A 24665-nucleotide genomic window follows, 5' to 3' on the forward strand; every position below is an offset into this window, starting at 1 on the left:
TTGTAGAGTAATTAATGCCGAAAACCAACTTTGCTTATAAAATTATTATAATATAAAGGAGGAAGAATATATGTCTATAATAAATGTTTCAAATCTAACTTTTTCACACGAGGGAAGTTACGACAATATTTTTGAAAATGTAAGTTTTCAGATAGATACAGATTGGAAACTCGGTTTTATTGGAAGAAACGGACGCGGAAAAACTACTTTCTTAAATTTATTGCTTGGCAAATATGCGTATTCCGGCAATATAAGTTCTACAGTTAAGTTTGAGTATTTTCCTTATGATGTGGAAGATAAGAGTCTATATACAATTGAAGTAATGAAGAGTATTTGTACGGAATGTATGGATTGGGAGATTTTTCGTGAAATATCATTGCTTGATGTTCAAGAAGATGCTTTATATCGTCCGTTTAATACATTGTCAAATGGTGAGCAAACGAAGGTCCTTCTTGCAGCTTTATTCCTTACAGAGAGTTGTTTCCTGCTTATTGATGAACCTACAAACCATCTTGACATCGATGCACGTAATGTGGTGCAAAACTACTTGAAACGCAAGAAGGGGTTTATTTTGGTATCTCATGATAGAAGCTTACTTGATCAATGTGTTGACCATATACTATCTATCAATAAAACGAATATCGAAATCCAAAAAGGAAACTTTACTTCTTGGTGGGAAAACAAAGCGTTACAAGATAATTTTGAACTGGCGGAAAACAAGAAACTCCTTAAAGAAATAGGAAGGTTGTCTTATGCAGCAAAACGTAGTTCAAATTGGTCAAATAAAGTAGAAAAAAGTAAATATGGAACAACAAATTCTGGCTCAAAACTGGATAAGGGCTATGTTGGACATAAAGCTGCAAAAGCGATGAAACGTGCCAAAAATATTGAGTCAAGACATCAGGAAGCTGTTTCACAAAAATCAGAGCTGCTCCACAATATCGAACAATATGACGACTTAAAAATTTCGCCACTTGAATTTCACAAAGAGTGCCTAATAGAAGCGAATGATTTATCATTGTCTTATGGAGATAAAGAAGTATGCAGTAATCTTAATTTCAGAATCAATATTGGTGATAGAGTTGCCATTATCGGAAAAAATGGGAGTGGTAAGTCTAGTATCCTAAAATTGATTAATGGAGATGATATTAAATTTACCGGAAATTTTATTTTAGCAAGTGGACTAAAAATTTCTTATATTTCGCAAGATACTTCATATTTAAAAGGTAATCTATCTGAGTTTGCCTATAATAATAAGATTGACGAAACTTTATTTAAAACGATTCTTCGTAAACTGGATTTTAATAGAGAACAGTTTGATAAGAACGTGGAGGATTTTAGTGCTGGTCAGAAAAAGAAAGTACTAATTGCTAAAAGCCTGTGTGAAAGTGCACATTTGTATATATGGGATGAGCCATTGAACTATATTGATATTTTTTCACGTATCCAAATTGAAAAAATGATTTTAGAATATTGTCCTACACTATTGTTTGTGGAGCATGATGATGCTTTTTGCAATAATATTTGTACGAAAAATATCAATTTATGTCTATAGAGATTTTGAGTTGCCACAATAACTAAAAGATATTTAGATGAAAGGGTGAAGAAATGTTAAAACAAAAAGAATTAATTGCAAATGTTAAGAATCTTACTGAGTCAGATGAACGAATTACAGCTTGTATGATGTATGGATCGTTTACCAAAGGAGAAGGTGACCAATACTCGGATATAGAGTTCTATATATTTTTGAAAGATAGCATAACCTCGAACTTTGATTCATCCAACTGGTTGTTTGACGTAGCTCCGTACTTGATGCTTTATAAAAATGAGTATGGAACAGAGGTAGTTATTTTTGATAATCTTATACGTGGGGAATTTCATTTCCTTTCTGAAAAAGATATGAACATAATCCCCTCGTTTAAAGATTCAGGTTATATTCCTGATATGAAGGATATGCTTATTTACGATGAAACAGGGCAATTAGAAAATTATTTATTAGAGATAAGTGGTGCAAGACCAAATAGACTTACTGAAGAAAATGCTAATTTCTTGTTGTGTGATTTCTCTAATCTATGGTTGATGGGAATCAATGTTCTAAAAAGAGGAGAATATGCTCGTTCTTTAGAACTCTTATCACAGCTTCAAAAAAATATACTACAACTTATACGTATGGTAGAAAAAAATGCGGATAATTGGCTAAATATGAGTAAGAACCTTGAAAAAGAAATTAGCCTTGAAAATTATAAAAAGTTTGCAAAGACCACTGCTCGATTAGATAAGGTAGAATTATTTGAAGCCTATAAAAATTCCTTACTGTTAGTTATAGATTTGCGAAGTCACCTTCTTGAACAATACAACTTAAAAGTTACACATGATATTTTAGAAAGATTGTTGAATTACATTAGTGAATAGAAGAGTAACGTTATTTAGAGCATTGGTTACTAAGAATTAACAGTATACCTCGGTTTTCAAAAAACAGCGAAGTCTATGGATATGTTCCCACATACGCAAGCCCTCAGTGGATATCTTCCCTCAAAGACAATAATGTTCAAGTGACTAATTTTTGACAGCTATCCCCTCATCTCAAAACACGTCGAGACTGTTGCACTATTGTCCAAACTTGATGCTGAGCATCATATTAACATTGAAATTGATGAGGAAGATTTTAGTTCCATTAATATAAAAAAAGACGCAACATATCCAGAGATAAAATAGAAAAAATAAACGAGGAGTATGTAAATGAGATCAGAAAAAGAAATGATGGATTTAGTACTTTCTTTAGCAGAACAGGATGAACGTATTCGAATTGTGACCCTTGAGGGGTCACGCGCAAATATTAATATACCTAAAGATGAATTTCAGGATTATGATATTACATATTTTGTAAGTGATATAGAACCGTTTATATCTAATGATGACTGGCTTAATCAATTTGGGAATATAATAATGATGCAAAAGCCGGAGGATATGGAATTATTCCCACCTGAAGAAAAGGGATTTTCCTATCTTATGCTATTTGATGATTACAATAAAATTGATCTTACCTTATTGCCCTTGGAAGAGTTAGATAATTACCTAAAGGGCGATAAATTAATAAAGGTTCTAATTGATAAAGATTGTAGAATTAAAAGGGACATAGTTCCGACTGATATAGATTATCATGTAAGAAAGCCAAGCGCAAGGGAGTATGATGATTGCTGCAATGAATTTTGGAATGTAACACCTTATGTTATTAAAGGATTGTGCCGTAAGGAAATTTTATTTGCTATTGATCATTTTAATCAGATTGTTCGCCATGAGCTGCTGAGAATGATATCATGGAAGGTCGGCATCGAAACAGGCTTTAAATTAAGTGTAGGCAAGAACTATAAGTTTATTGAAAGGTATATATCCGAGGATTTGTGGGAGAAACTTTTGTCCACCTACCGGATGGATTCCTATGAAAACATATGGGAAGCATTATTTCTATGCCATCAATTGTTCAGGGCGGTATCCGGTGAGGTGGCGGAAAGGCTTCATTATGCCTATCCGGAGTATGATAGGAATATAACAAAATATACCAGGGACATGTATAAAAAATACACTGGTAAAACCGGCTGCCTGGATAGCACATATGCCGCTGATATAGAAGAGAGGCGGGAACAGTGATTACAGAAATGAAAGCAGGGCACCTGAAAGATATCGATAAACCCAGCGAACCATTTGAGGTGATAGGTAAGATTATACCGAGGTATGAAAACGAGAATTGGACCTTTACAGAATTACTCTATGAAGCGCCATATTTAAAAAGCTACCAAGACGAAGAGGATGAAGAGGATGAGGAGGCAGATTGCCTTGAATATATTGACAATACTGATAAGATAATATATCTTTACTACCAAGACGATAAATGCGTCGGAAAAGTTAAACTGCGAAAAAATTGGAACCGGTACGCTTATATAGAAGATATCGCCGTATGTAAGGATTTCAGGGGGCAAGGCATAGGCAGCGCGCTTATCAATATATCTATAGAATGGGCAAAGCATAAAAACTTGCATGGACTAATGCTTGAAACCCAGGACAATAACCTTATAGCTTGTAAATTCTATCATAATTGTGGTTTCAAAATCGGCTCCGTCGATACTATGTTATACGCCAACTTTGAAAACAACTTTGAAAAAGCTGTTTTCTGGTATTTAAGGTTTTAGAATGTTATAATTAGCTTCTTGGGGTATCTTTAAATACTGTAGAAAAGAGGAAGGAAATAATAAATGGCTAAAATGAGAATATCACCGGAATTGAAAAAACTGATCGAAAAATACCGCTGCGTAAAAGATACGGAAGGAATGTCTCCTGCTAAGGTATATAAGCTGGTGGGAGAAAATGAAAACCTATATTTAAAAATGACGGACAGCCGGTATAAAGGGACCACCTATGATGTGGAACGGGAAAAGGACATGATGCTATGGCTGGAAGGAAAGCTGCCTGTTCCAAAGGTCCTGCACTTTGAACGGCATGATGGCTGGAGCAATCTGCTCATGAGTGAGGCCGATGGCGTCCTTTGCTCGGAAGAGTATGAAGATGAACAAAGCCCTGAAAAGATTATCGAGCTGTATGCGGAGTGCATCAGGCTCTTTCACTCCATCGACATATCGGATTGTCCCTATACGAATAGCTTAGACAGCCGCTTAGCCGAATTGGATTACTTACTGAATAACGATCTGGCCGATGTGGATTGCGAAAACTGGGAAGAAGACACTCCATTTAAAGATCCGCGCGAGCTGTATGATTTTTTAAAGACGGAAAAGCCCGAAGAGGAACTTGTCTTTTCCCACGGCGACCTGGGAGACAGCAACATCTTTGTGAAAGATGGCAAAGTAAGTGGCTTTATTGATCTTGGGAGAAGCGGCAGGGCGGACAAGTGGTATGACATTGCCTTCTGCGTCCGGTCGATCAGGGAGGATATCGGGGAAGAACAGTATGTCGAGCTATTTTTTGACTTACTGGGGATCAAGCCTGATTGGGAGAAAATAAAATATTATATTTTACTGGATGAATTGTTTTAGTACCTAGATTTAGATGTCTAAAAAGCTTTAACTACAAGCTTTTTAGACATCTAATCTTTTCTGAAGTACATCCGCAACTGTCCATACTCTGATGTTTTATATCTTTTCTAAAAGTTCGCTAGATAGAGTTCTATATTAGAGATGTAAAGAGTTTTGGTGAAGAGGTTTGTGAGTATGGCTTTTATGGTTCTGTTGCAAAGTTTAAAAATCAAATACAAGGTTTATAATCCTTCTTGTTCTTAAGCTAATATTCCCATTAAGACCTTAATCTCAGTAGATACCGAAAATCCGAAGAGCGTTCCATTTCTTCGGTTCTTTTTGTATATTCCTCGAATTGTTTCCATGCCCTTAATCGTGGTTGAGGCAGTTCGTAGACTTCGATAAAATTTATTGCGTCGTTTGATTGGTCGATGGTCTTGCTCAATGAGGTTATTGAGATACTTCACGGTTCGATGCTCTGTCTTAGTATATAAACCGTTACTCTGTAACTTTCTAAATGCAGAACCAATAGAGGGCGCTTTATCCGTGACAATTACTCTTGGTTGACCAAACTGTTTATGGAGTCGTTTCAAGAACGCATAAGCAGCTTGAGTATTCCGTTTCTTGCGTAGCCAGATGTCTAAAGTCAATCCATCCGCATCAATTGCACGATAGAGATAATGCCAACGACCTTTGATTTTGATATAAGTTTCATCCATTTTCCACGAATAGAAGGACTGTCTATTTTTCTTTTTCCAGAGATGATAGAGGACTTTACTGTATTCTTGTACCCAACGATAAATAGTTGTGTGACAAACGTTAATCCCACGATCATAAAGGAGTTCTTGAATTTCACGATAGCTTAGATTGTAACGTAGATAATAACCAACAGCGACAATAATCACATCTTTTTGAAATTGTTTACCTTTAAAATAGTTCATTGATATATCCTCGCTGTCATTTTTATTCATTTTACACTAAAATAGACTTATCAGAAAACTTTGCAACAGAACCGCCCATAGGATTATCTCCGTTTGAGTTTTTCTAGCTCTTCGATAAGTTCGCCGATGTAGTCTGTGATGTCGTATTCAAATTTGTCAGGAGTAAAGATAATGCGTTCGTCCTTTATGTAAATCATTTCTTTAATGTTCATTGGTATTGTCATCCTCCTCGGTCATTGCAATCAAAATAGAATCTTCTATCAAAAAAGCGTAAGGATAGATTTTAGAATCCTCATTTTGAGGAATAAGAATTTCATCGAATCCTTCATTCTCTAGTCGCTCTTCAAAGTTGTCCATATTGAATATTTCAACTTTACAATCAGGGTTGAAGCCATACGTTCCAAGTTCTAAAATATCCTTTAGCTTCATGATTATACCCCCTCTACAGGCATAAAGTGACCCACAACTAGACCGACAATTCTTGGCTCATCTTCATAAGGGATGAACTTCTCAGGATAGTCCTTATTCAGGGAAACCATTCTAAATCCATCCTCATCACGGTAGAGCTTTTTGATATAAACTGAGTCATTCCAAGATAGTGCATAGACAGCCCCATCGTAGTCGAAACCGTTGGATCGAATAAGTGCAACTTCACCACTCTTATAGACAGGCTCCATAGAGTCTCCCTCAATCCAAGCAGCAATGTCGTAACCGTATTGTTCCTCATCAGAGTAGATTGTTTCAGTTTCAAACTCGTCAAAGAATCCTTCTCCAAGACCAGCTGAGAGTTGGATATCTGATAGCACTTGGACTGAGAAGAGAGGAATGACGTTTGAAGTTTGTTGGGAAAGAAGAAGTTCCTCAACATACTCCTCTGCCTTTAGCTGGTTATCGGGAGATAACTGAAGATAGTTATTTACGATATTGTATTCAGATTCAAAATAAGTGACTGGGACATCTAGGATTTTGGCGAGAGTAGTTAGGTTTTTTTGGTTAGGGATACTCTTTCCATTTTCCCAATTATGAAACGCAGTTCTATTGATTCCTATCATTGAAGCAATTTCGGATTGTGATAACATTTTTTCGTTTCTTCGATGCTTTAAACGTTCTTTTGAAAACATAAATCACCTCGTGTTAAATTATAACTTAACAAAATTATAACAAATTTGGATAAAAAAGCAATAAGTGAGTTAAATTGTACTGTTTTCGGTACATTTATGATAAAATGGTGTTTGATATATAAATTTAGGAGTTTGCATGAATATTAGCTACAATCCATTATGGGAGAAACTAAAAGAGAAGAATATTACAAGAACTGAGTTGCGAGAATCAGTGAAACTAGGCTCTAGTACATATTCAAATTTAGTGAAGAACCAAACCGTAACAACTGATACGCTTTTGAAAATTTCTAATTTCCTTTGTTGTGATGTTTCTGAATTGATAGAGAGTGGTAAGTAAGATGGTTAAAATAGAGTTAATTAATGATGACTGTAGTAACGCAATGAAAAACATAAATTCAGGTTCAGTCGACTTAATTTTGACAGATCCTCCATACAATCTTGGTGTTTTCATGAAGAATAGAGACACAAATTTACATAAAATGCGTGATAATTTTTTTGGTGCAGCAGGTTGGGATGATATGGAGTATGATGATTGGATAGAATCAATGGACTCTTTTTTTCATGAATCTTCGAGAATCATGAAAAAAGGTGGCAGTATGATAATGTTCATGTCACTAATAAAAATCGAAACCATTATTCAGTTAGCTACTAAGCATGGTTTCTACTATAAAACTACAGGGATATGGCATAAGACAAATCCGATGCCTAGGAATATGAATTTACACTTTGTAAACTCAACGGAAGCGTGGCTTTACTTCACTTATAGAACAAGGACTGGTACTTTTAATAATGAGGGGAAACTTTTTCATGATTTTATTGAAACTTCATTAGTTACAAAAAACGAAAAAATTTTTGGTAAGCATCCTACTCAGAAGCCTATTCAATTGATTAGTCATTTTGTTGAGTTACTTTCGAATAGTGGAGATTTAATAGTTGATCCATTTATGGGAAGTGGTACAACAGGGGTTGTAGCAAAAAGTCTAGGTAGAAACTTCATTGGAATAGAACTGAGTGAAGAATATTTTGACATTTCGTCTAAAAGGATAGAGGAGCTAGATAATGACTAAGACAATAATTGATCTTTTTTCTGGAGTTGGAGGACTATCCTTAGGTTTTGAACAAGCAGGATTTAGTACAATTGTAGCAAACGAATTTGATAAAAGTATAGCCTATTCTTATTCAAAGAATCATCCCTTTACAAAAATGATTGTTGGCGACATTACCTCTTTAGAGCTAGAAGAGGAGTTTTTACAGTACAAGAATAAAGTTGATGTAGTTGTGGGTGGCCCCCCTTGTCAAGGATATTCTCAAAAAGGGAGTAGAAAAACAATTCATGATGAAAGAAATTTCTTGTTTAAATATTTTGTAAAAGTCGTTGAACTTGTGTCACCAAATTATTTTGTAATGGAAAATGTTCCTAATTTGCTTACTGCTGAAAAAGGATTCTTTAAACAAGAGTTGATAACTTTATTTGAAGAATTAGGCTATAGTCTTTCTATGGAAATTATTGATGCTTCTAAGTTTGGAGTTCCTCAAAGACGTAGGCGTGCAATTATTTTGGGTAAGAAAGGGAAAAAATCTGTAACTTTTCGATTAGAGGAAAAAGAATCGGTCACAATTTGGGATGCGATAAGTGATCTTGCTTTTTTAGAATCGGGTGATGGTGCGGAAGAACAAAATTATTTGTTCCCTGCGCAATCAAATTACCAACAAGAATTACGTAGTGATTCAAAAATTCTGTATAATCATAAAGCTACAAATCACTCCCAAATAGCATTAGAAAGATTGAAAATGATACCAGAAAATTCTGGTAAGGACTCTCTACCAGAAGAGCATTTAACAAAATCTATATATAGTGGTACATGGGAGAGGATGAGAAAAAATGAGCAATCAGTTACTATAACGACAAGGTTTGATACACCATCATCTGGGAAATTTACTCATCCGTTTTTGAATAGGGCGATAACGGTTAGAGAGGCAGCTAGATTACAATCTTTTCCTGATAGTTTTATTTTTTTCGGACCAAAAACTTCTCAAATGAAGCAAGTTGGGAATGCAGTTCCCCCAAAATTAGCCAAAGTAATAGCAGAAATGATAGTGAAAGATATGGAGGTAAGCAATGGTTAAAGTGTCTAAATTAGCTGAATATCAGCCTGTTGACTTAAAACTTGGTATTAAATCTTCAATGCCTAATGTTAAGTCAGCGATTGCTTTAGTCTTACTCTTAGGTTTGACCGCCGAAAATTCGTATTCGGTTTCATACTCTATTGAAAATGGGGATACGATAGTTATACAAGAGTCTGTTTTTGACTCTCTACTATCGGTACTTAGAGAAATACTAAAAGATGAGGGAATTACTCTAGACGATTTCAGAAATAATCTAAATGATAATCAACTTTTTAACTCACAAATTGAAGCTCTTATTGTAACATTTGAACTATGTTATGAGTTAGCTAGATTCTCATTTAATAATAAACAACTTGCTTTCAGTTCAGAAAGAACTGGAGGTAAAAGGTATGCTAAGTCAATTGAGTTTACATCTAACATAGACTATGTTGAATTGATAGCTAGTGGAAATGAGAGGAAATTTTATTTAGTTCTTTTAAATTGGCTTGGTTTCCGGACATTGGTCGATTTAGACACTGAAAATAAACTTGTCAAGTTATTGACGTTAATTTCTGAAAAAGCTATATATAAAATTAAGGATGGAGATACAGATGTAATTTTTAACAATTTATCTATCTATAAACCTTTGCAAGAACATTCATCTATCCATTTAGCTAGTGATGAAGAGCCGAAAGGCTCATTTAGAGTTTTAACTTCAATTTTGAAGGGAGGATTAAATTCATACTTAAAATATCATCGCAGTGTTGTAGAATCTAAGGTTGAGAAAGATGAATTAGTTGGTTATATTAACAGGGTAGAGAAATATTTAGAATTGGAGAATAAAAAACTTTCTCTTGATAGTGAGAACAATACACAAGTGTCAGATGCAGAGGAATCATTAGAAAAAGAAGAAAGGATAACAGGTGGGGAAAATATCTTATTCTATGGAGTTCCAGGCTCTGGGAAAAGTCACGCTATAGATAGTAAGTATGGACAGGAGCGGATGTATCGAGTTGTTTTCCATCCTGATTATATGAATACTGACTTTATTGGTCAAATCTTGCCAACAATAAAAGAAGATGAGACAATTTCATATGAATTTAAACCTGGGCCATTCACAAAGGTAATGAGAAAAGCATACGAAGATCCAGCAAATATGTATTATCTTATCATTGAAGAAATTAACCGAGGGAATGCTCCAGCTATTTTTGGTGAAATTTTTCAATTACTTGATAGAACTGATAGTGGCGAAAGTAAATATTCAGTTGTAAATTACGATATATCTAAAGCTATATTTGATAATGATAGCATCCCAATAAGGATTCCGTCCAATTTGACAATTCTTGCTACCATGAACACATCAGATCAAAATGTTTTTACTTTAGATACTGCTTTTCAACGTCGGTGGACTATGAAATTGATATTAAATGATATCAATAAAGCGGAACATAAAAATGTAAAAATATCAGATACATCTGTTACTTGGGGATTATTTAATAAAGTTATTAATGAATTAATCATTAGTAGTAATGCAAGTATGCTTTCATCAGAGGACAAGAGATTAGGTGCATATTTCATTTCTCCAAGTGATTTAAGTAGGGACGATATAGAAAAGAGATTTTCTGAGAAGGTGATAAAATATCTGTGGGATGATGCTTTTAAGTTTTCAAGAGACAAGTTATTTAATACAATGTCATATAAAAGTCTGGAAGATATTATTGTTGGATTTTTATCTAAGAAAGCTGATGAGCGATTTATTATTTTTAAAGATGAAATCAGAGATTTACTGTCCTCTGAATCTGCAGATGTAATGGAAACGACCGATTATGAAATAGAAGATCAGAATCCATAATAGGGAGCATAGAATGGGTAATTTTGAAGACTTACAAATAGATAAGCCTCTTTATGAATATTGTAAAAATGCGACCAATAAGGAAGGTGATACATTTGTCGGTATTAGGTCAGAAATTGTAGATGAAAAACATAATTTGACTATCTATTTTCCTTTAGGATTTGAAATATCTAAAGATGAAACTTTAGTTAGAAATGAAATAATACAATTATTATCGGTGCTTCAGGATTATAATGATGAACAGTCTCAGGTTGCATCAATTACACCAGAACAGTTGTTAAAAACTGTCAGGTTTCCAGCTCAAGCTTATATAAGAGTAATTTCTGATTATTTAAATAGTGGATACTATAAAATGATTGAAGATGAGTTTAAACTGGGGCAGTCTGGAGCAGTTTCTTGGAATAAGACCAGAAAAAAGGTTGAGCCGATAGTAACCAAAAATGGGATTGTTTATCCACAATATGTGGTACGCCAACATAGTGAGACAGACAAGCAATTGATTACAGAAATTAGTCAGTATTGCGTTTATGAGAGTTACGTAAAAATTGGTTGGTTATATAGAATGCCAGATGTACTAAAGCCACATAGAACTAGAGACTTAGAAGTTTATAAATCATATATACATAATATGATGTTAGTTGCTACTAAGGATAGGGATAAGCAATTATTTTCAGCTATGCATGATATCCTAAATTTTACAAATCAGGATGATGAGCCAGAAGAATTTTATTTTGGAACCAACAGATTTGAGTATATTTGGGAACGCCTAATTGAAGCTACTTTTGGAAACGAGAATAAAGAGTATTATTTCCCACGAACAAAATGGTTACTTGACATTGGAGTAGAAAAGACCAACAAAGCTATTGAACCAGATACTGTGATGAAAAAAAATCATGATATTTATGTGCTTGATGCGAAATACTATAAATTTGGTGATACTTTAAATCCAAATCATTTACCTACATCAACTTCAATCAATAAGCAGATTTCATACGGAGAGTATATACAAACAAATGCTAAGTTTGAATCTGAAAGAAAACAGGGAATGGCAGTATATAATGCATTTTTGATGCCCTATAATTCTAGAAGTAAACCATTCAATGATGTGAGTAAGAGTACTTACTATTCCATTGGTGAATCCGTTGCAGATTGGAAAAATTCTACTGAAACGTATGAAAGAGTACAAGGAATTTTGGTTGATGTTAAGCATCTAATTAGTAATGCAGTAAGACCAAACAATATCGAAATCGAGAATCTATCTAATACAATATTAAAAAGTATTGAAAAAAAACGAGGGAAATAATTAACTCCTTCGTTTTTTTCGTTGTCGCATAATTCTAGCATTCTTACTATCTCTACAGTTATCAGAACAATGTCGTTTGGTACTATTGGTACTGGATACCTCGAAATACTGCTTACAATAATCATTTTGACATACTCTATAAATGATATTTTTAGAATTTTTATAATAGATTGAGAAGTATAGTGCACTAATCAATGAGGGTAACTTCCAATCGGGTGCCATAGTATCTGTGTTATATGTAAAGTGTATGTCCTCAAGCATTCTCTCAAATTCCTCACGAATAGTTATTTTTGATACTTCTAGAAGATATTCAGTAAAGTGATGTTGTGCTTCTATTTCTACGTAAATTGCCGTTGAGAAAGTATTTTTTATTTTAACTTGTTCTGAATAGAACGGATTCAGTATATATATGCAACCGAATAAGAAATCAATTTTTTTATTTAATTCATCAGTTAAAACAAGGTTATCAAGACTATAAAATAAATTGAAAATTCTTTTACACCAGTGAGGTGTATTTTCGTCCTGCATAATTTGCTGAGCTTCTAGCAAATCAAATTCAACCGTTTTATTCAATGATTCTGAATATCTTGAAAGTTTTGATTGAATTTGCCCTTCTACTGATACAGTTTTTACAGCATTATGATCTTTTGTTAGTGGAGTAATTGCTGCATCGAGTTGATTTTGAAGATCGGAGTTTGTAGGTAAAAACTTAGACTTCTTATAAGCTGTTGTAGAATATTTTCTTAAAAGGAGATAAAGTGTTGAGTCAAATAATTCTCGGTATTTTATTTGTGATTTGTTTTGATTGTTTATCAAATTAATAAATGCTTTTAAGCGCTCTTGAATCGAGTGTAGCTCTTCAATATCCACCGGACAATATTTTTCTTGTGATATAGGATAGATGAAACCGTATTTGTCAATAAAGTTTTTTAATTCGGATAAGTTATTTAAGTCGAGTCCTAGAAACTCACCAAGTGGGTTATTCTTTCGTCTGTTCCAAGTGATTATTTTTAACCCTTCACCAGGACTATAGCCCATTTCAATGTAAGGAAGATTAATTGATTTTATCACTAAGCGTTCTGTCTTTAATCCAGACACTTCATCTATTAGTGATTCAAATTCAGAAGATACAGCTTCATTTGTAAATGTAAATTCTCCTAAGTAACTTTTTTCACTACTCATTTTGTCCTCCGTAATTGGTAATTTAATAAAACTCTATGACAATATCTATTATATCACTTATAACAAGCAAAATACCAATGATAAAAATTTTTTATCATTGGTATTTTTGATATCTACTAAAATAGCATGAATTGATAGAGAATATATATATCAAGAAATATTTATGAAATGACATGACGATGTTGTTTAGCATGAATGTTTAGCTATTAACAATAGCACTTGAGGTATCTAGGCTACATTGTTACAACTGTAACTAAGCCATTAATGTTAGTTTGGATACAGTCATCTCAAATGGCAAGTTGACTAATTATGTATAAACCGCAAAGGAAAAGCATATGAGGTCAAAAATAAAACTAAATATTGGTTTGTCGTACTCTTTTTCTTTGCTTGTCAGAGAAAAGGAGTCAAGATATGACAACAAATGATAAAAATACTAATTCAAAATACACTCCAGAAAGCTATCGTGATGAGAAACCCTACAATGATATTCCTTGTGAAGAAGGGGAAGTTCTTGTTCCAATCGTGGTAATGAATAACGATATGATTAAAGCGATGGGTATTAATCGTTCAAATATGAAAACTGCTCGTATGAAAAACGGTTCAAGAGTACCAGTTGCTTATGCTCCAGTCAAACTTGAACATTTTGACAACGCTTTGAAGATATATTACAAGGATGTCAATATCTATCTAAATCAATTTAAAAGAGATTCAGATGTTTTATCTTTGGAAGAGATGATGGAAAATATGAATAATGAGAATAAAATGGGATATGACCCAACCGGAATTCCTTCTCACGAGGAGAAACTGATGCTTATTGTAACACTAGAAGAATTGATTGATGTTGTTTATCAACGTAATGAAAAGTACGGTAAAATCCTAAAGCTAATTTACCAAGATGTCACAATTAGCAAACAAGAGATCATTGAAAAACTTGGTCTGAAAAAGACCCAAGGTTATGATGCAATCAAGAAAGCACATGCACTCGCAAAGGAGGTATATAAAGAACTTAATCAATAATTTAAAATCGCCATCTCAATATTTTTGAGGTGGCGATTTTTTGCTAATCTTTCTGATAGAATAAGCATTCGTATCCGTCGGCACGAAGGTTAATATCAGATATCCAGTCTGGTGCAATTCCCATCAACGATGCAATCTCATCAAGTTTTTGTTCCATTGGGGATTCTATAATAACTTCATCATGTACATGTCCTACAATTTTAAACTCTTTTAGTTGCTTCAAAGAGTAAGCAAGAATGTCTCTACTGATAGCTTGGACAATGTTCTCCACAAATTTGGGACCATAACTTTCTAGCCTCTCCCAACGTTTGGCAGTTCCAGTCCCTTCGTAAGTGACGGACTCTCCACCGAACTGGTTCTCGCTAATTCTTGGTTTGATATATGATAATTTACGACCAGAAGGAAGAGTGATGAACAAAATGCCACTTTTAACTTCAAATTGTATACCGTGAATAGATGTTGGAATTAGGTCCTTTACAGCAGTCTTAACCGCCCTGTCCACATCCCACCATAAGAGAACGATATTCGGATTAGCTAGTCGCCATGAGTTTACTAGTGGTTGGAGTTCTTCCTCAGTTAGTCCCATATCAAGCGCACCCATGGCTTTGAGTGCACCGACTGAACCACCATAGCCACAAGCAAGCTCCGCAATTTTCCCTTTTTGTCTCAATTCAGAATTTTGTCCATGTTTTTCAACTGGTACTCCAAACATCTGAGAAGCGGACATACAGTAGATGTCTTTCCCTTGTTCAAATACCTTACTACGCCATCTCTCCCCTGCCAAGTGGGACAGGACACGAGCTTCGATTGCTGAAAAGTCGCAAACAATGAATTTCATTCCTTCACTTGGAATGAAAGCAGTACGGATAAGTTGCGATAAGGTATCCTGAGTATCGTAGAGTGGCTCAGTAGCTTCTAGGTCAGCTGTTCTGAAAAGTTCTCTAGCTTCCTCTAGGTCACGAAGGTGATTCTGTGGTAAGTTCTGAAGTTGCACTAAGCGACCAGCCCATCGACCTGTACGGTTAGCTCCGTAAAATTGAAACATTCCCCTTGCTCGATCATCCTTACACACACAGTTCATCATGGCCTGGTATTTAGACACACTTGATTTGGCAGCTTGCTGACGAAGTTTAAGAACTTGAGCTGTTTTTTCATCAACTGTTTGGAGTAATTCTTTCACAGCTTTTTTGTCTAGAGAATCTGTAGTTACACCATGTTCACGTAGCCAGTCAATCATCTGCAGAACAGAGTTGGGATTTTCAAGGCCAGTTAATACTTTTAACTCTTCTTGAATCTTGGCTTTGCTCTCACTGTCTATTTTTATAGCGGCTTTTACAAAGTCAACATCAATGCCAATACCATGGTCATTGATAATCTGATCCTGGAGGTACTCATCCCAAACAAAATCAGGTACTGGGAAGTTTTTCAGTCGTTCCTTGATAGCCAATTCGACCTCAACATCACGTCTGTTGTAATCGATGAAGGTAGACCACTTGTCAGGCGCGTGATGAGCAAAGTTTCGAACTCGCCCTCCATTGACCTTAGTAGGCTTACAAGGTACGCAGAAGTAGCGAATGAGGTCAGCACCCTCTCTCATCTTTTGGTCTTTGAGTTTGAGGACTGTTCCAACTCCCTCAAGGGAGAGTGGAAATCCTAAATAGGCTGACCAAATCATGCTACATCTCCATGAAACTGGAGATAAAAATTCATCTGATAACAATTCGGGGTGATATTTCTTGAGCCAGTTTGATAGACAAATTCGCTCAAATGAAGCGTTGAATGCCCATTTGATGACTCTATCGTCTACTAAAGCTTCAAGAATATCTTGTGGTAACTTCTCCTTAGTTAAGTCGTAAACAGTTACTGGTCCATTATCGACAGATACCGCAAACAAAAGGATTTCAAAACTGTTATCCTCCGCATAGCGATAGACACCAGATTTTCGTAAGTCAATTTCACAATAAGTTTCGATGTCAATGCTGAGTTCTCTAATTGGCATAGTACGTCCTTTCTGAAAAAGGTGACAGAAGTACTGCCACCTAAAGTTCTATTTGTTTTTTCGACTGAGCGGTGTTTGGCTAAGTTTTTCTTTGTTTAGCTTTGCCTTTCGTTCCATTTCATTTCGAATGTCATCTCTAATGGTCATATAGCCGAAGTATAGTCCGATAAGCACCCAGAGTCCCATAATTGTACAAGTTAAAATAGTATACATCATCAATCTAATTCTCCATTTCTAGTTCAAAAAGTCATCATCTTCTTCTGTCGCAAAATCATCCTCAGCACGAGTGCGTCCTCCGAGGGGTTCACCATCACGCAATTTTTGCAAGTTATTCAAACCGCAAGCAATCCCTTTGTTGCCATTAGAATTGAAAGCATAGAAGGTAATAGAAGCACGACCGTAGATACCAGAGTACAATTCTGAAGTATCAATGATTTCTTGACGATTGCCGTCAACCACCCCAGGTTTGTGTGGAGAGTTGGCATTTACAAAGTAAGCATTTTTGTATGCTTCATCATCCGGGCGTTCAAGATCACCGTCACGAAGTGGAGTTTTCAGAGTAGATAATGCAGGTACAGATTTACCGTTGCCTTTGAGTTTTGACTCACCTTCTTTGTAAGCTTGTTCAATAGCAGACTTGATTTTGTTAATAGTGATTGTATCCTCTTTTGGGATGATGAGTGAGGCACTGTACTTGGGAGTGCTACCGTTAATTGACTTTGGCTCATTGGCATTTAAGTAGCTGAAGCGCGTGTTTGGTCCTGTAATTACTTTAGTTGTCATATAGTTAATCCTCTTTAAATTCATGTTTTGCTAGGTTCATCTCTTGACGGCTATCGTCAATTGGAACGAGTGTTGGTTTACCACTTGGTTTTATTACGAGACCACCAAGTAGGTCGTTAAAGGTTTTCTTGCCGAGGAGTTTGGTCATGGCAGTGATAGTCAAGAGTTTCTTTTCGTAAGGGTCATAGCCAGCATCCATCACAGCTTGACTCACGGCTGACTCATCTGAGAATTTACGAATAGAGCGACCTTCAACCAGTTTGTATCCTGGGATGTGATGTCCTTCGGTAGCTTCTTTCAAAGCATAGGCTTTGACATCATTTGCCCACGAAACTAGCAAGTCCAGTTTAGGCAAAATCTCTGCAATGTCCTCGTTATCAAGAGTAGCTGGATTCGCAAACTCCATCTTGGCAAGAGCCAAATTATCCTCCGAACGTTTGCGACAGATATTCTTTAGTTTACAGAATTGGCAGTGTTTACCAGACTGCATATCCCCCTCACCTTTGAATGCAAGTTCAGCTTTTGGAGCGAGTTCGTTTTCTGCCCATTCAATCAACTCAGTCTTTTCTATCTCAAAGGTAGATATGTTATGTTTTCGTGGTTGAAAGATGGTCATGGTGACTTTATCAAAATCATAAAGCCCATCAAACATCTCAAGAGCACCTAGGGCATAACACATCATTTGTGGGTTATAGTCTGCATCAACCAGAACACCAAGACCGTGCTTATAGTCGATAACCTGAAGTAATCCGTCAGCCACGATGATGCAATCCCCAGTTCCAAAACCCTCAGGTACCCACTTGGAAAAGTCCAGTCGTTGTTCGACAAGAACTGTAGGGTCACGAGAGTAACCTCTAGCTTTCTCGACTTGTTCCATGACATAGTTGCGATATTCTTCTGCGCAATACTGCATTTCCTCGTTGTAATATGCTAAATCCTCAGTCGGGTCACGCGCATTCCTTCCCAGAGCTTTCTCGACAAGATAAGCACATAGCTCGTGAGCATCCGTACCTTCAAGGGCAAACTCAGAGTTTACATCTGGCATATCTTCTGTTAATCGAACGGAAGGTGGACAGTTCAACCAACGATGTGATGCAGATGCGGATAGAATGGCGTGGTTAGTCATTACCAATCCCTCCAGCTTCTTCAAGGACTGCCGCAAAGTGTTTAGGGTCAAGAGCTGATAGAGAAGAAGCACCGTAGGCATTTAGCAGAGAACGAACCTCATTCTTAAAGCCATCTTTTGCCTTTGTAGCAAGGACTGCACGGACATCCTCCAATTGAATTTCCTTTTGTGGTTCATTTTTTGGTGGATTTGATTTAGGTACTGTTTCCTCCTCAGTAGTGAGGAGTTTCTTGAACTCATCCACCAAGCGAAGGTAGTACTTTGCGGTTTCTTCCATATCATGAATTAGTCTATTCAGTTCTTTCATTTTGCTCATTGATTTCTTCCTCCTTTATTTTACGAGCGAGTTGCTTTGAGATGACGCTGATGGCGGTAAGTGTATCGACCAGTTCATCATTGTGATTCACAGTTATTTCTTGAGTCATTTTGTGACCTCCTATCTTATTAGGTAGAGATGTGAACAAAAATTCCGGTTTTTATTAAAAATTTTTTGAATCGATGTTTTTCATCCCTTACACCTATATAGGTAATACTAGGATGTAATTTTCCGCTTTTTTATAAAATTTTTTTTATTTGGTAAACATGAAAATAATCTTCCTCTAGCTATATAAAGGAAGATTATTTTTTTTGAAAAAAATTTTATTAAGGTGCGGAAAAATGAGCCGTAGTTCTACCTAATAAGGTAGGAGGGAAAAATCTCCACACATCATTAATTACATTTGGAGGGTGCATAATGCAATTTACCTTATCTCATTCTGGACAGACTGGGGTTCAGACAACCACGGTTTATCCCAATCAAGTAACTGTTACAGATGAAATATCGCTACAAACTGTTGCGCAATTCGACCATGTGGCAGGGCTGTTTTTAAACAATACACGCTCAAATACCAATTTCATCCAGTCGGACGTTTTGGTCATGGATATTGATAATGACCATTCTGAAAATTCAGATGAGTGGATAACTGTAGAGCGATTAAAAGAAATCTTTGCGGATTATAACTTCGCTTTGGTGACAAGCCGTAGTCACATGCAGACTAAGGCAGGAAAAGCACCTAGACCCAAGTTTCATATCTACTTCCAAATTAATGAGGTAACAGATAAAGACATCTATGTAGCAATGAAGGAAGAACTTTGTAATCAATACAAGTTTTTTGATGATAATGCCAAGGATGCGGCAAGGTTCTTCTTTGGAAATCCCAATGCACAGGTTATATGGCATGATTCATGGCTAACTATTGATGAAGATTTGTTTCAAGCTGTGTCTATTGATGACGAGGAAGATTTCGATGCAGACTTCTATACTCCTTCCAGTGGACCAATCCAGCAAGGAAGTCGTAATTCAACGATGTCAGTATTTGCAGCTAAGATTGTCAAACGGTTAGGCGTGACCCAAGAAGCTAGGGATGGTTTTGATGAGCAGGCACAGAAATGTGTACCACCACTTGATATAGCAGAGTTAGATTCCATCTGGGGAAGTGCAGTCCGATTTTACAATCGAACCATTAAGCAGTCACAAGATTATGTATCACCTGAGGCCTATAACCGAGAAGCCATGCGACCTGATGACTATACCGATATTGGTGAAGCAGGACTGTTAGCTCGTGAATATGGAGACCGAATTGCTTTTACTCGTGAGACTGACTATCTTGCTTTCAATGGGAAACACTGGGTGGAGGATGAGCAATTGGCCATGCGACAGGTTCATGTTTTCTTGGATGAGCAACTAGCAGTGGCAGATGCCAACCTAGAGGATAAGACAAAACGGCTCATCCAAACAGGTATTTCAGAGGAACTGATTTTTAAGGGGGTTAAAGCCATTGAAAAAGCCCTTGATGGACCAAGTCAATTATCAGCCTTTAAGGAGTACAAGAAAGCATTTGACTTCCATAAATTTGTCATGAAATATCGTGATTATCGCCATCTCTCAGCTATCGTTAAAACCGCTAAACACATGGTTCGGATGAGTGTGTCTGAGTTTGATAACAATGAAATGTTGCTCAATACTCCTAAAGCCACCATTAACTTATCCCAGGGCTTAGCTGGTGTAAAAGATCATGATTCAACTGACTATATCACGAAGATGGCAACAGCTTCGCCAAGCGATAAGGGAAAAGGCTTGTGGCTAGAGACTCTAGCAACTTTCTTTTGTGGTAATCAAGAACTAATCGACTACGTTCAGATGGTGGTGGGTATGGCTGCTATCGGTAAGGTTTACCAAGAGCACCTTATTATCGCTTACGGCAGTGGGGCAAACGGCAAGTCTACCTTTTGGAATACCATTGCACGAGTGCTGGGCAACTACTCAGGCAAATTATCGGCAGATGCTCTAACCATGAGTGTCCGACGAAATGTTAGCCCTGAAATGGCAGAGTTAAAAGGAAAACGTCTTATTATTGCATCTGAGATGAGTGAGGGAATGCGGTTGAACACTTCAATGGTTAAACAACTTTGTTCGACAGATGAAATCTTAGCTGAGAAGAAGTACAAGGCACCATTTCATTTTGTGCCATCACACACGCTAGTTCTTTACACCAACCATCTACCAAAAGTAGGTGCGAACGATGATGGGATTTGGAGACGTCTGATTGTCATTCCTTTTAATGCCAAAATCACAGGTCGGTCAGATATCAAAAACTTTGCGGACTACCTGTACGAGGAAGCATCCGAGGCAATTATGTCATGGATTATTGAAGGTGCAGAGAAAGCAATCAATGCCAATTTCAAGTTAACTCTGCCAAAGGTTGTTGCTCAATCTGTGTCTGCCTATCGAGAAGCTAATGATTGGATGGGTCAGTTTCTTGGTGATTGTTGTGAAATCGGCGACCAATTAACTGAGAAATCAGGAGAACTTTACTCAGCTTATCGAGCTTATTGTGCTGGTATCAATGAGTACACGCGCAGCACAACGGATTTTTACACAGCTCTTGCGAATGCTGGTTTCACCAAAAAAAGAACAAACAAAGGTGTTATAGTGAAAGGTTTACAGTTGAAATTAGATGATGATTTCCTTGATTAACAGTGTAAATCAGTGCAAGTTGCCTCTAGCAATAGGAGGTGTTAGTGCATGTCGTGATAGTTAAGTCACAGAGTGATTATCAGAGTAGCTGAAAGTTGATGTTTTTAGTGAAGAGAAAAGTTTATACAAAACTGTCACGACTTTCACTGGAGTTAAAAAGTGCATGTCGAGAATGTCACATACAAAAGTTGCCATAGGAAGATTTAAAGTGCAGGTTTAGTAGGTCTTTTCTATAACTTAGATATAAGAAAAAATAAAAAAGATAAAAGAGATATAGGAAAGTAATGTAACTGACTATCGTGAGATACACTTTTTCCTTGGCGATGTTTTGACGAGAGGATTTATTATGCGAGAAAAAATTGTAGAACAGAAGTTAGTGAGTGAAGTGAAAAAGCGTGGAGGGATTTGTCCTAAATGGGTATCGCCATCTTTTTCTGGTGTACCAGACAGGCTAGTGTTTTTACCCAAGGGCAAGTTTGGCTTGGTGGAAGTGAAGTCTCCTGACCAAAAGCCAAGGGAGTTACAAGTGTCAAGGCATAAACTGTTCGCACGGTTAGGTTTCAAGGTTTATGTGATTGACCGCATTGAGATGATTGGAGAAGTGCTAGATGAAATTGACATTACATAACTATCAGGTAGTCGCCAAGGACTTCATCATAGGTCACCCTTATGCAGCAGTCATATTAGACATGGGGATGGGAAAGACGGCAACAACCTTGTCTGCAGTGAATGAATTGATGTTTGACCGATTTGAAGTCACAAAGGTTTTGGTTATTGCCCCACTGCGCGTCGCAAATACTGTCTGGAGTGATGAGATTGAGCAATGGGCTGAGTTGCGTCACTTACGGTATTCGAAAATTGTGGGAACCCCCAAGCAACGAAAAGTAGCTCTTCAGAAAGATGCGGATATCTATATCGTCAATCGTGAAAACCTTCCTTGGTTGGTAGAACAATGTAGTCCCTACTTCAAGTGGGATATGGTAGTGATTGATGAATTGAGTTCTTTCAAGTCATGGCAGTCCAAACGTTTCAAAGCCTTTATGGTAATGCGTCCTTACATGAAACGTATTGTTGGGTTGACTGGAACACCAAGCTCAAATGGTCTAATGGACTTGTTCGCAGAGTTTAAAGTCATTGACGGAGGAGAACGTCTTGGTCGCTTCATCGGTGAGTTTCGTAGTCGCTACTTTGAAGAAGGTCGTCGCAATGGCAATATTGTCTATGAATACATCCCCATGGACTATGCGGAGTGTCAAATTCAAGACAAGATTAGTGATATTACCATTTCTATGAAAGCCTTAGACTATCTGGATATGCCTGATTTGATTTCAACCAAGAAACTAGTGCGTATGTCAGAAAAGGAGAAAGAAAGGTACAGTCAGTTTAAGAAAGAGTATGTATTGTCAGAGTTGGATGGATTAGAAGTAACTGCTACCAATGCTGCAAGCCTTACGAACAAGTTAGTTCAGTTATCTAATGGTGCTGTATATTCTGATGATCATACAGTCGTGTCACTTCATGAACAGAAACTAGATGCCCTTGAAGATATCCTTGAATCCGCAAATGGGGAGCCTGTTTTAGTTGCCTATTGGTTCAAACATGACTTGGCTCGGATTATGGGTCGTTTAGAAAAACTCAAGGTAAAGAGTCGGGTATTGAAAACAGAAGAAGATATTCGTGAATGGAATAAGGGTAATGTACCAGTTGGCTTACTTCATCCAGCTGGAGCAGGTCATGGGTTGAATCTTCAAAAAGGCGGTCACCACTTGGTCTGGTTTGGTTTAACGTGGTCGTTGGAACTATACCAACAAACAAATTCACGACTTTGGCGTCAAGGCCAGGAGGCTGAGACAGTTGTTATTCAACACATTGTGACTGAAGGAACGATTGATGAGGAAATTCTCAAGGCACTAGAAAACAAAGATGCAAAACAAGAACGGCTGATTGAAGCTGTTAAAGCACAAGTAGGAGGAACAGATGGATAAGGTGGAATATATAGCTAAAAACTATCGTGACATGAAAATGAAGTTACATTTAGTTCAGGAGAAATTGCTCAACTATCGACCTATCTCAGAGAATAGTGTGATTCAGTCACTGGTATTTGAGAAGTCAGAGCATGAAAAGGTCAAGAAAAGTAAAAACCATGGTCGTAGTGAGCTGATTTCTCTTAGTTTTAGAGAAAAACAAGAACAAGAAAATCAAGAGTACCTCAGTAGTTTGCTTAATACCTACTACTGCTTAAAAATGGATCTTTACTACTTTGAGTTCGTTATGGAGCTAATACCTGAGGATTTGAAGCCATTAGCCAAGGATTTAATTTACTTAGGCAAGAGTTGGACTGAACTAGAAGAGATTTATGAAATCAGTCATTCAACACTTGCTTATCGTAGGCGTAAGATTCTAAAACAATTACGCAAGTGTTATCGTTGGACTTCAAAAAGTCTTGAACTTAAGGTGGAAGATTATCACATCCCTATCTAGTGATGGTTGAATGCACTAAATTGGTACTAAATTAGCACTAAATTTGTACTGGTTTAGTACTGATTTTCAACCTAGACCTGTGATATACTTAAGATGTCAAAAAAGATAAAAATCTCCCTCAAATGACTGGATATTCTTTGGCTGATAGGGTAATATACACCTAGAAAAACCAAAGGAGAATAACCATGTGGACTGACGGACGGATTGATTATCAAGGACAAAAAGTGGATTACATTGCCAAGGTTAGTCCCCAACCTTCAGAAGTTGGAATTGACCTTGGATGTGTTTTCAAATTAGATATTGAAGTAGCTGAAGAAACAATCGTTTCTTACGACAGAGGATGGGAACTCTATCCTGAAACAGAAGAACGTGAAGCCATTCTTGAGGCGGTTTTGTTAATTTTAACTGTTTAAAATATCTATAAATTAATGCATAAAAGACTGGCTATATCTCCTTTTTAGAGTTAATATGTACACAACAAAAGAAGAGGAGAATAATACAATGACAAAACGCCAACAAGAAAAACTCAATGCCCTTTTAACAGAAATTGCAAAGGAAGAACTTTTTGTAGAAACCTTGGAAAAACGTTGGAGCGACAATCTAGACTTCTACGATGTTTCGGTATGGGGTATCAAAAGAGCATTGGAGAGAGCCTACGAAGCAGGCCAAAAATCAGTAAAATAAAGTAAAGCCTAGCCTCATAAAGGTTGGGCT

General features: G+C 36.6%; 27 protein-coding genes. 17 read left to right on the forward strand and 10 right to left on the reverse strand.

From position 1 onward, the window contains the following. Window positions 1–70 precede the first annotated feature (70 nt). From lsa(E) to aph(3')-IIIa, 5 genes are all read left to right on the forward strand, one after another. A complete protein-coding gene (gene lsa(E) / locus K6969_RS04930) occupies window positions 71–1555 on the forward strand; it encodes an ABC-F type ribosomal protection protein Lsa(E) (protein ID WP_171942511.1) in 1485 nt (494 codons plus the stop codon). Window positions 1556–1608: 53 nt separating this feature from the next. Next, entirely contained in the window at window positions 1609–2412 is an 804-nt protein-coding gene (lnu(B), locus tag K6969_RS04935) for a lincosamide nucleotidyltransferase Lnu(B) (protein ID WP_018659192.1), read from the forward strand. A gap of 327 nt (window positions 2413–2739) precedes the next feature. Next, window positions 2740–3648 (forward strand): aminoglycoside nucleotidyltransferase ANT(6)-Ia, encoded by a 909-nt coding sequence (locus tag K6969_RS04940; RefSeq protein WP_001255866.1) that lies wholly within the window; start codon window positions 2740–2742, stop codon window positions 3646–3648. Then, the gene (sat4, locus tag K6969_RS04945) at window positions 3645–4187 is read left to right on the forward strand and encodes a streptothricin N-acetyltransferase Sat4 (protein WP_000627290.1); all 543 of its coding nucleotides are present in this window, start codon (window positions 3645–3647) and stop codon (window positions 4185–4187) included. Before K6969_RS04940 ends, sat4 begins: the two co-directional genes overlap by 4 nt. A 63-nt stretch (window positions 4188–4250) precedes the next feature. Further along, on the forward strand, window positions 4251–5045 hold the full coding sequence (aph(3')-IIIa, locus tag K6969_RS04950) for an aminoglycoside O-phosphotransferase APH(3')-IIIa (protein ID WP_001096887.1): 795 nt from the start codon (window positions 4251–4253) through the stop codon (window positions 5043–5045). A 239-nt stretch (window positions 5046–5284) separates the two neighbouring features. Here the strand turns inward: aph(3')-IIIa and K6969_RS04955 are convergent, their stop codons facing one another. From K6969_RS04955 to K6969_RS04970, 4 genes are all read right to left on the reverse strand, one after another. Beyond that, the gene (locus tag K6969_RS04955) at window positions 5285–5965 is read right to left on the reverse strand and encodes an IS6-like element ISS1S family transposase (protein ID WP_015063485.1); all 681 of its coding nucleotides are present in this window, start codon (window positions 5963–5965) and stop codon (window positions 5285–5287) included. Between the two features lie 83 nt (window positions 5966–6048). Then, window positions 6049–6177: a hypothetical protein gene (locus tag K6969_RS04960; protein WP_256769111.1), complete on the reverse strand. Its 129-nt coding sequence runs from the start codon at window positions 6175–6177 to the stop codon at window positions 6049–6051. After that, window positions 6167–6394 carry a hypothetical protein gene (locus K6969_RS04965; protein ID WP_171942512.1) on the reverse strand — a complete coding sequence of 76 codons (228 nt, stop codon included), beginning with the start codon at window positions 6392–6394 and terminating at the stop codon, window positions 6167–6169. Before K6969_RS04965 ends, K6969_RS04960 begins: the two co-directional genes overlap by 11 nt. 2 nt (window positions 6395–6396) lie before the next feature. Next, on the reverse strand, window positions 6397–7086 hold the full coding sequence (locus K6969_RS04970; protein ID WP_171942513.1) for a helix-turn-helix transcriptional regulator: 690 nt from the start codon (window positions 7084–7086) through the stop codon (window positions 6397–6399). Between the two features lie 136 nt (window positions 7087–7222). Between K6969_RS04970 and K6969_RS04975 the strand changes: the two genes are divergently transcribed. Genes K6969_RS04975 through K6969_RS04995 form a run of 5 tightly spaced genes read left to right on the forward strand, consistent with a single transcriptional unit; the run spans window position 7223 to window position 12347 of the window. Then, window positions 7223–7423, forward strand: coding sequence for a helix-turn-helix domain-containing protein (locus K6969_RS04975; protein WP_014638143.1), 201 nt, complete (start codon window positions 7223–7225; stop codon window positions 7421–7423). A 1-nt stretch (window position 7424) separates the two neighbouring features. After that, window positions 7425–8153, forward strand: a complete 729-nt coding sequence (locus K6969_RS04980; RefSeq protein WP_171942514.1) for a DNA-methyltransferase — start codon at window positions 7425–7427, stop codon at window positions 8151–8153. Further along, window positions 8146–9213, forward strand: coding sequence for a DNA cytosine methyltransferase (locus K6969_RS04985; protein WP_171942515.1), 1068 nt, complete (start codon window positions 8146–8148; stop codon window positions 9211–9213). Before K6969_RS04980 ends, K6969_RS04985 begins: the two co-directional genes overlap by 8 nt. Further along, complete coding sequence (locus tag K6969_RS04990) at window positions 9206–11044, forward strand: AAA family ATPase (protein WP_253911785.1); 1839 nt, start codon at window positions 9206–9208, stop codon at window positions 11042–11044. Before K6969_RS04985 ends, K6969_RS04990 begins: the two co-directional genes overlap by 8 nt. A gap of 13 nt (window positions 11045–11057) precedes the next feature. Next, window positions 11058–12347: an LlaJI family restriction endonuclease gene (locus K6969_RS04995; RefSeq protein ID WP_171942516.1), complete on the forward strand. Its 1290-nt coding sequence runs from the start codon at window positions 11058–11060 to the stop codon at window positions 12345–12347. Here the strand turns inward: K6969_RS04995 and K6969_RS05000 are convergent, their stop codons facing one another. Further along, window positions 12348–13529, reverse strand: coding sequence for a hypothetical protein (locus tag K6969_RS05000; RefSeq protein ID WP_171942517.1), 1182 nt, complete (start codon window positions 13527–13529; stop codon window positions 12348–12350). 411 nt (window positions 13530–13940) lie between these two features. On the opposite strand from K6969_RS05000, the gene K6969_RS05005 reads away from it, so the two are divergent. Next, window positions 13941–14546: a hypothetical protein gene (locus K6969_RS05005; protein ID WP_171942518.1), complete on the forward strand. Its 606-nt coding sequence runs from the start codon at window positions 13941–13943 to the stop codon at window positions 14544–14546. Window positions 14547–14589: 43 nt separating this feature from the next. On the opposite strand, the gene K6969_RS05010 is transcribed toward K6969_RS05005, so the two are convergent. From K6969_RS05010 to K6969_RS05030, 5 genes are all read right to left on the reverse strand, one after another. Next, window positions 14590–16545, reverse strand: a complete 1956-nt coding sequence (locus K6969_RS05010; RefSeq protein ID WP_171942519.1) for a DNA polymerase — start codon at window positions 16543–16545, stop codon at window positions 14590–14592. A 234-nt stretch (window positions 16546–16779) separates the two neighbouring features. Further along, the gene (locus K6969_RS05015; protein WP_171942521.1) at window positions 16780–17328 is read right to left on the reverse strand and encodes a DUF2815 family protein; all 549 of its coding nucleotides are present in this window, start codon (window positions 17326–17328) and stop codon (window positions 16780–16782) included. Between the two features lie 4 nt (window positions 17329–17332). Beyond that, a complete protein-coding gene (locus tag K6969_RS05020; RefSeq protein WP_171942522.1) occupies window positions 17333–18454 on the reverse strand; it encodes a DUF2800 domain-containing protein in 1122 nt (373 codons plus the stop codon). Beyond that, on the reverse strand, window positions 18447–18770 hold the full coding sequence (locus K6969_RS05025; protein WP_171942523.1) for a hypothetical protein: 324 nt from the start codon (window positions 18768–18770) through the stop codon (window positions 18447–18449). Before K6969_RS05025 ends, K6969_RS05020 begins: the two co-directional genes overlap by 8 nt. Further along, on the reverse strand, window positions 18745–18879 hold the full coding sequence (locus K6969_RS05030; protein WP_015057839.1) for a hypothetical protein: 135 nt from the start codon (window positions 18877–18879) through the stop codon (window positions 18745–18747). Before K6969_RS05030 ends, K6969_RS05025 begins: the two co-directional genes overlap by 26 nt. Before the next feature lie 308 nt (window positions 18880–19187). On the opposite strand from K6969_RS05030, the gene K6969_RS05035 reads away from it, so the two are divergent. From K6969_RS05035 to K6969_RS05060, 6 genes are all read left to right on the forward strand, one after another. Further along, entirely contained in the window at window positions 19188–21470 is a 2283-nt protein-coding gene (locus K6969_RS05035) for a phage/plasmid primase, P4 family (RefSeq protein WP_029185054.1), read from the forward strand. 346 nt (window positions 21471–21816) lie between these two features. Then, a complete protein-coding gene (locus tag K6969_RS05040; RefSeq protein WP_029185055.1) occupies window positions 21817–22098 on the forward strand; it encodes a VRR-NUC domain-containing protein in 282 nt (93 codons plus the stop codon). Then, entirely contained in the window at window positions 22079–23455 is a 1377-nt protein-coding gene (locus K6969_RS05045; RefSeq protein ID WP_171942524.1) for a DEAD/DEAH box helicase, read from the forward strand. Before K6969_RS05040 ends, K6969_RS05045 begins: the two co-directional genes overlap by 20 nt. Beyond that, window positions 23448–23951 carry a hypothetical protein gene (locus K6969_RS05050; RefSeq protein WP_000361943.1) on the forward strand — a complete coding sequence of 168 codons (504 nt, stop codon included), beginning with the start codon at window positions 23448–23450 and terminating at the stop codon, window positions 23949–23951. Before K6969_RS05045 ends, K6969_RS05050 begins: the two co-directional genes overlap by 8 nt. Window positions 23952–24136: 185 nt before the next feature. Beyond that, window positions 24137–24364 (forward strand): hypothetical protein, encoded by a 228-nt coding sequence (locus K6969_RS05055; RefSeq protein WP_171942525.1) that lies wholly within the window; start codon window positions 24137–24139, stop codon window positions 24362–24364. Window positions 24365–24452: 88 nt separating this feature from the next. Beyond that, on the forward strand, window positions 24453–24635 hold the full coding sequence (locus tag K6969_RS05060) for a DUF6900 domain-containing protein (protein WP_024388637.1): 183 nt from the start codon (window positions 24453–24455) through the stop codon (window positions 24633–24635). The last annotated feature ends 30 nt before the right edge of the window (window positions 24636–24665 follow it).

The sequence above is a fragment of the Streptococcus suis genome, from assembly GCF_019856455.1.
Lineage (GTDB): Bacteria > Bacillota > Bacilli > Lactobacillales > Streptococcaceae > Streptococcus > Streptococcus suis_AE.

Bases quoted from the DNA above. Each gene is read 5' to 3' on its own strand.
- K6969_RS04940 (WP_001255866.1), top strand. From the start codon at position 2,740: ATGAGATCAGAAAAAGAAATGATGGATTTAGTACTTTCTTTAGCAGAA.
- K6969_RS04955 (WP_015063485.1), bottom strand. From the start codon at position 5,965: ATGAACTATTTTAAAGGTAAACAATTTCAAAAAGATGTGATTATTGTC.
- K6969_RS04960 (WP_256769111.1), bottom strand. From the start codon at position 6,177: ATGAACATTAAAGAAATGATTTACATAAAGGACGAACGCATTATCTTT.
- K6969_RS04965 (WP_171942512.1), bottom strand. From the start codon at position 6,394: ATGAAGCTAAAGGATATTTTAGAACTTGGAACGTATGGCTTCAACCCT.
- K6969_RS04970 (WP_171942513.1), bottom strand. From the start codon at position 7,086: ATGTTTTCAAAAGAACGTTTAAAGCATCGAAGAAACGAAAAAATGTTA.
- K6969_RS04975 (WP_014638143.1), top strand. From the start codon at position 7,223: ATGAATATTAGCTACAATCCATTATGGGAGAAACTAAAAGAGAAGAAT.
- K6969_RS04980 (WP_171942514.1), top strand. From the start codon at position 7,425: ATGGTTAAAATAGAGTTAATTAATGATGACTGTAGTAACGCAATGAAA.
- K6969_RS04985 (WP_171942515.1), top strand. From the start codon at position 8,146: ATGACTAAGACAATAATTGATCTTTTTTCTGGAGTTGGAGGACTATCC.
- K6969_RS04990 (WP_253911785.1), top strand. From the start codon at position 9,206: ATGGTTAAAGTGTCTAAATTAGCTGAATATCAGCCTGTTGACTTAAAA.
- K6969_RS04995 (WP_171942516.1), top strand. From the start codon at position 11,058: ATGGGTAATTTTGAAGACTTACAAATAGATAAGCCTCTTTATGAATAT.
- K6969_RS05000 (WP_171942517.1), bottom strand. From the start codon at position 13,529: ATGAGTAGTGAAAAAAGTTACTTAGGAGAATTTACATTTACAAATGAA.
- K6969_RS05005 (WP_171942518.1), top strand. From the start codon at position 13,941: ATGACAACAAATGATAAAAATACTAATTCAAAATACACTCCAGAAAGC.
- K6969_RS05010 (WP_171942519.1), bottom strand. From the start codon at position 16,545: ATGCCAATTAGAGAACTCAGCATTGACATCGAAACTTATTGTGAAATT.
- K6969_RS05015 (WP_171942521.1), bottom strand. From the start codon at position 17,328: ATGACAACTAAAGTAATTACAGGACCAAACACGCGCTTCAGCTACTTA.
- K6969_RS05020 (WP_171942522.1), bottom strand. From the start codon at position 18,454: ATGACTAACCACGCCATTCTATCCGCATCTGCATCACATCGTTGGTTG.
- K6969_RS05025 (WP_171942523.1), bottom strand. From the start codon at position 18,770: ATGAGCAAAATGAAAGAACTGAATAGACTAATTCATGATATGGAAGAA.
- K6969_RS05030 (WP_015057839.1), bottom strand. From the start codon at position 18,879: ATGACTCAAGAAATAACTGTGAATCACAATGATGAACTGGTCGATACA.
- K6969_RS05035 (WP_029185054.1), top strand. From the start codon at position 19,188: ATGCAATTTACCTTATCTCATTCTGGACAGACTGGGGTTCAGACAACC.
- K6969_RS05040 (WP_029185055.1), top strand. From the start codon at position 21,817: ATGCGAGAAAAAATTGTAGAACAGAAGTTAGTGAGTGAAGTGAAAAAG.
- K6969_RS05045 (WP_171942524.1), top strand. From the start codon at position 22,079: ATGAAATTGACATTACATAACTATCAGGTAGTCGCCAAGGACTTCATC.
- K6969_RS05050 (WP_000361943.1), top strand. From the start codon at position 23,448: ATGGATAAGGTGGAATATATAGCTAAAAACTATCGTGACATGAAAATG.
- K6969_RS05055 (WP_171942525.1), top strand. From the start codon at position 24,137: ATGTGGACTGACGGACGGATTGATTATCAAGGACAAAAAGTGGATTAC.
- K6969_RS05060 (WP_024388637.1), top strand. From the start codon at position 24,453: ATGACAAAACGCCAACAAGAAAAACTCAATGCCCTTTTAACAGAAATT.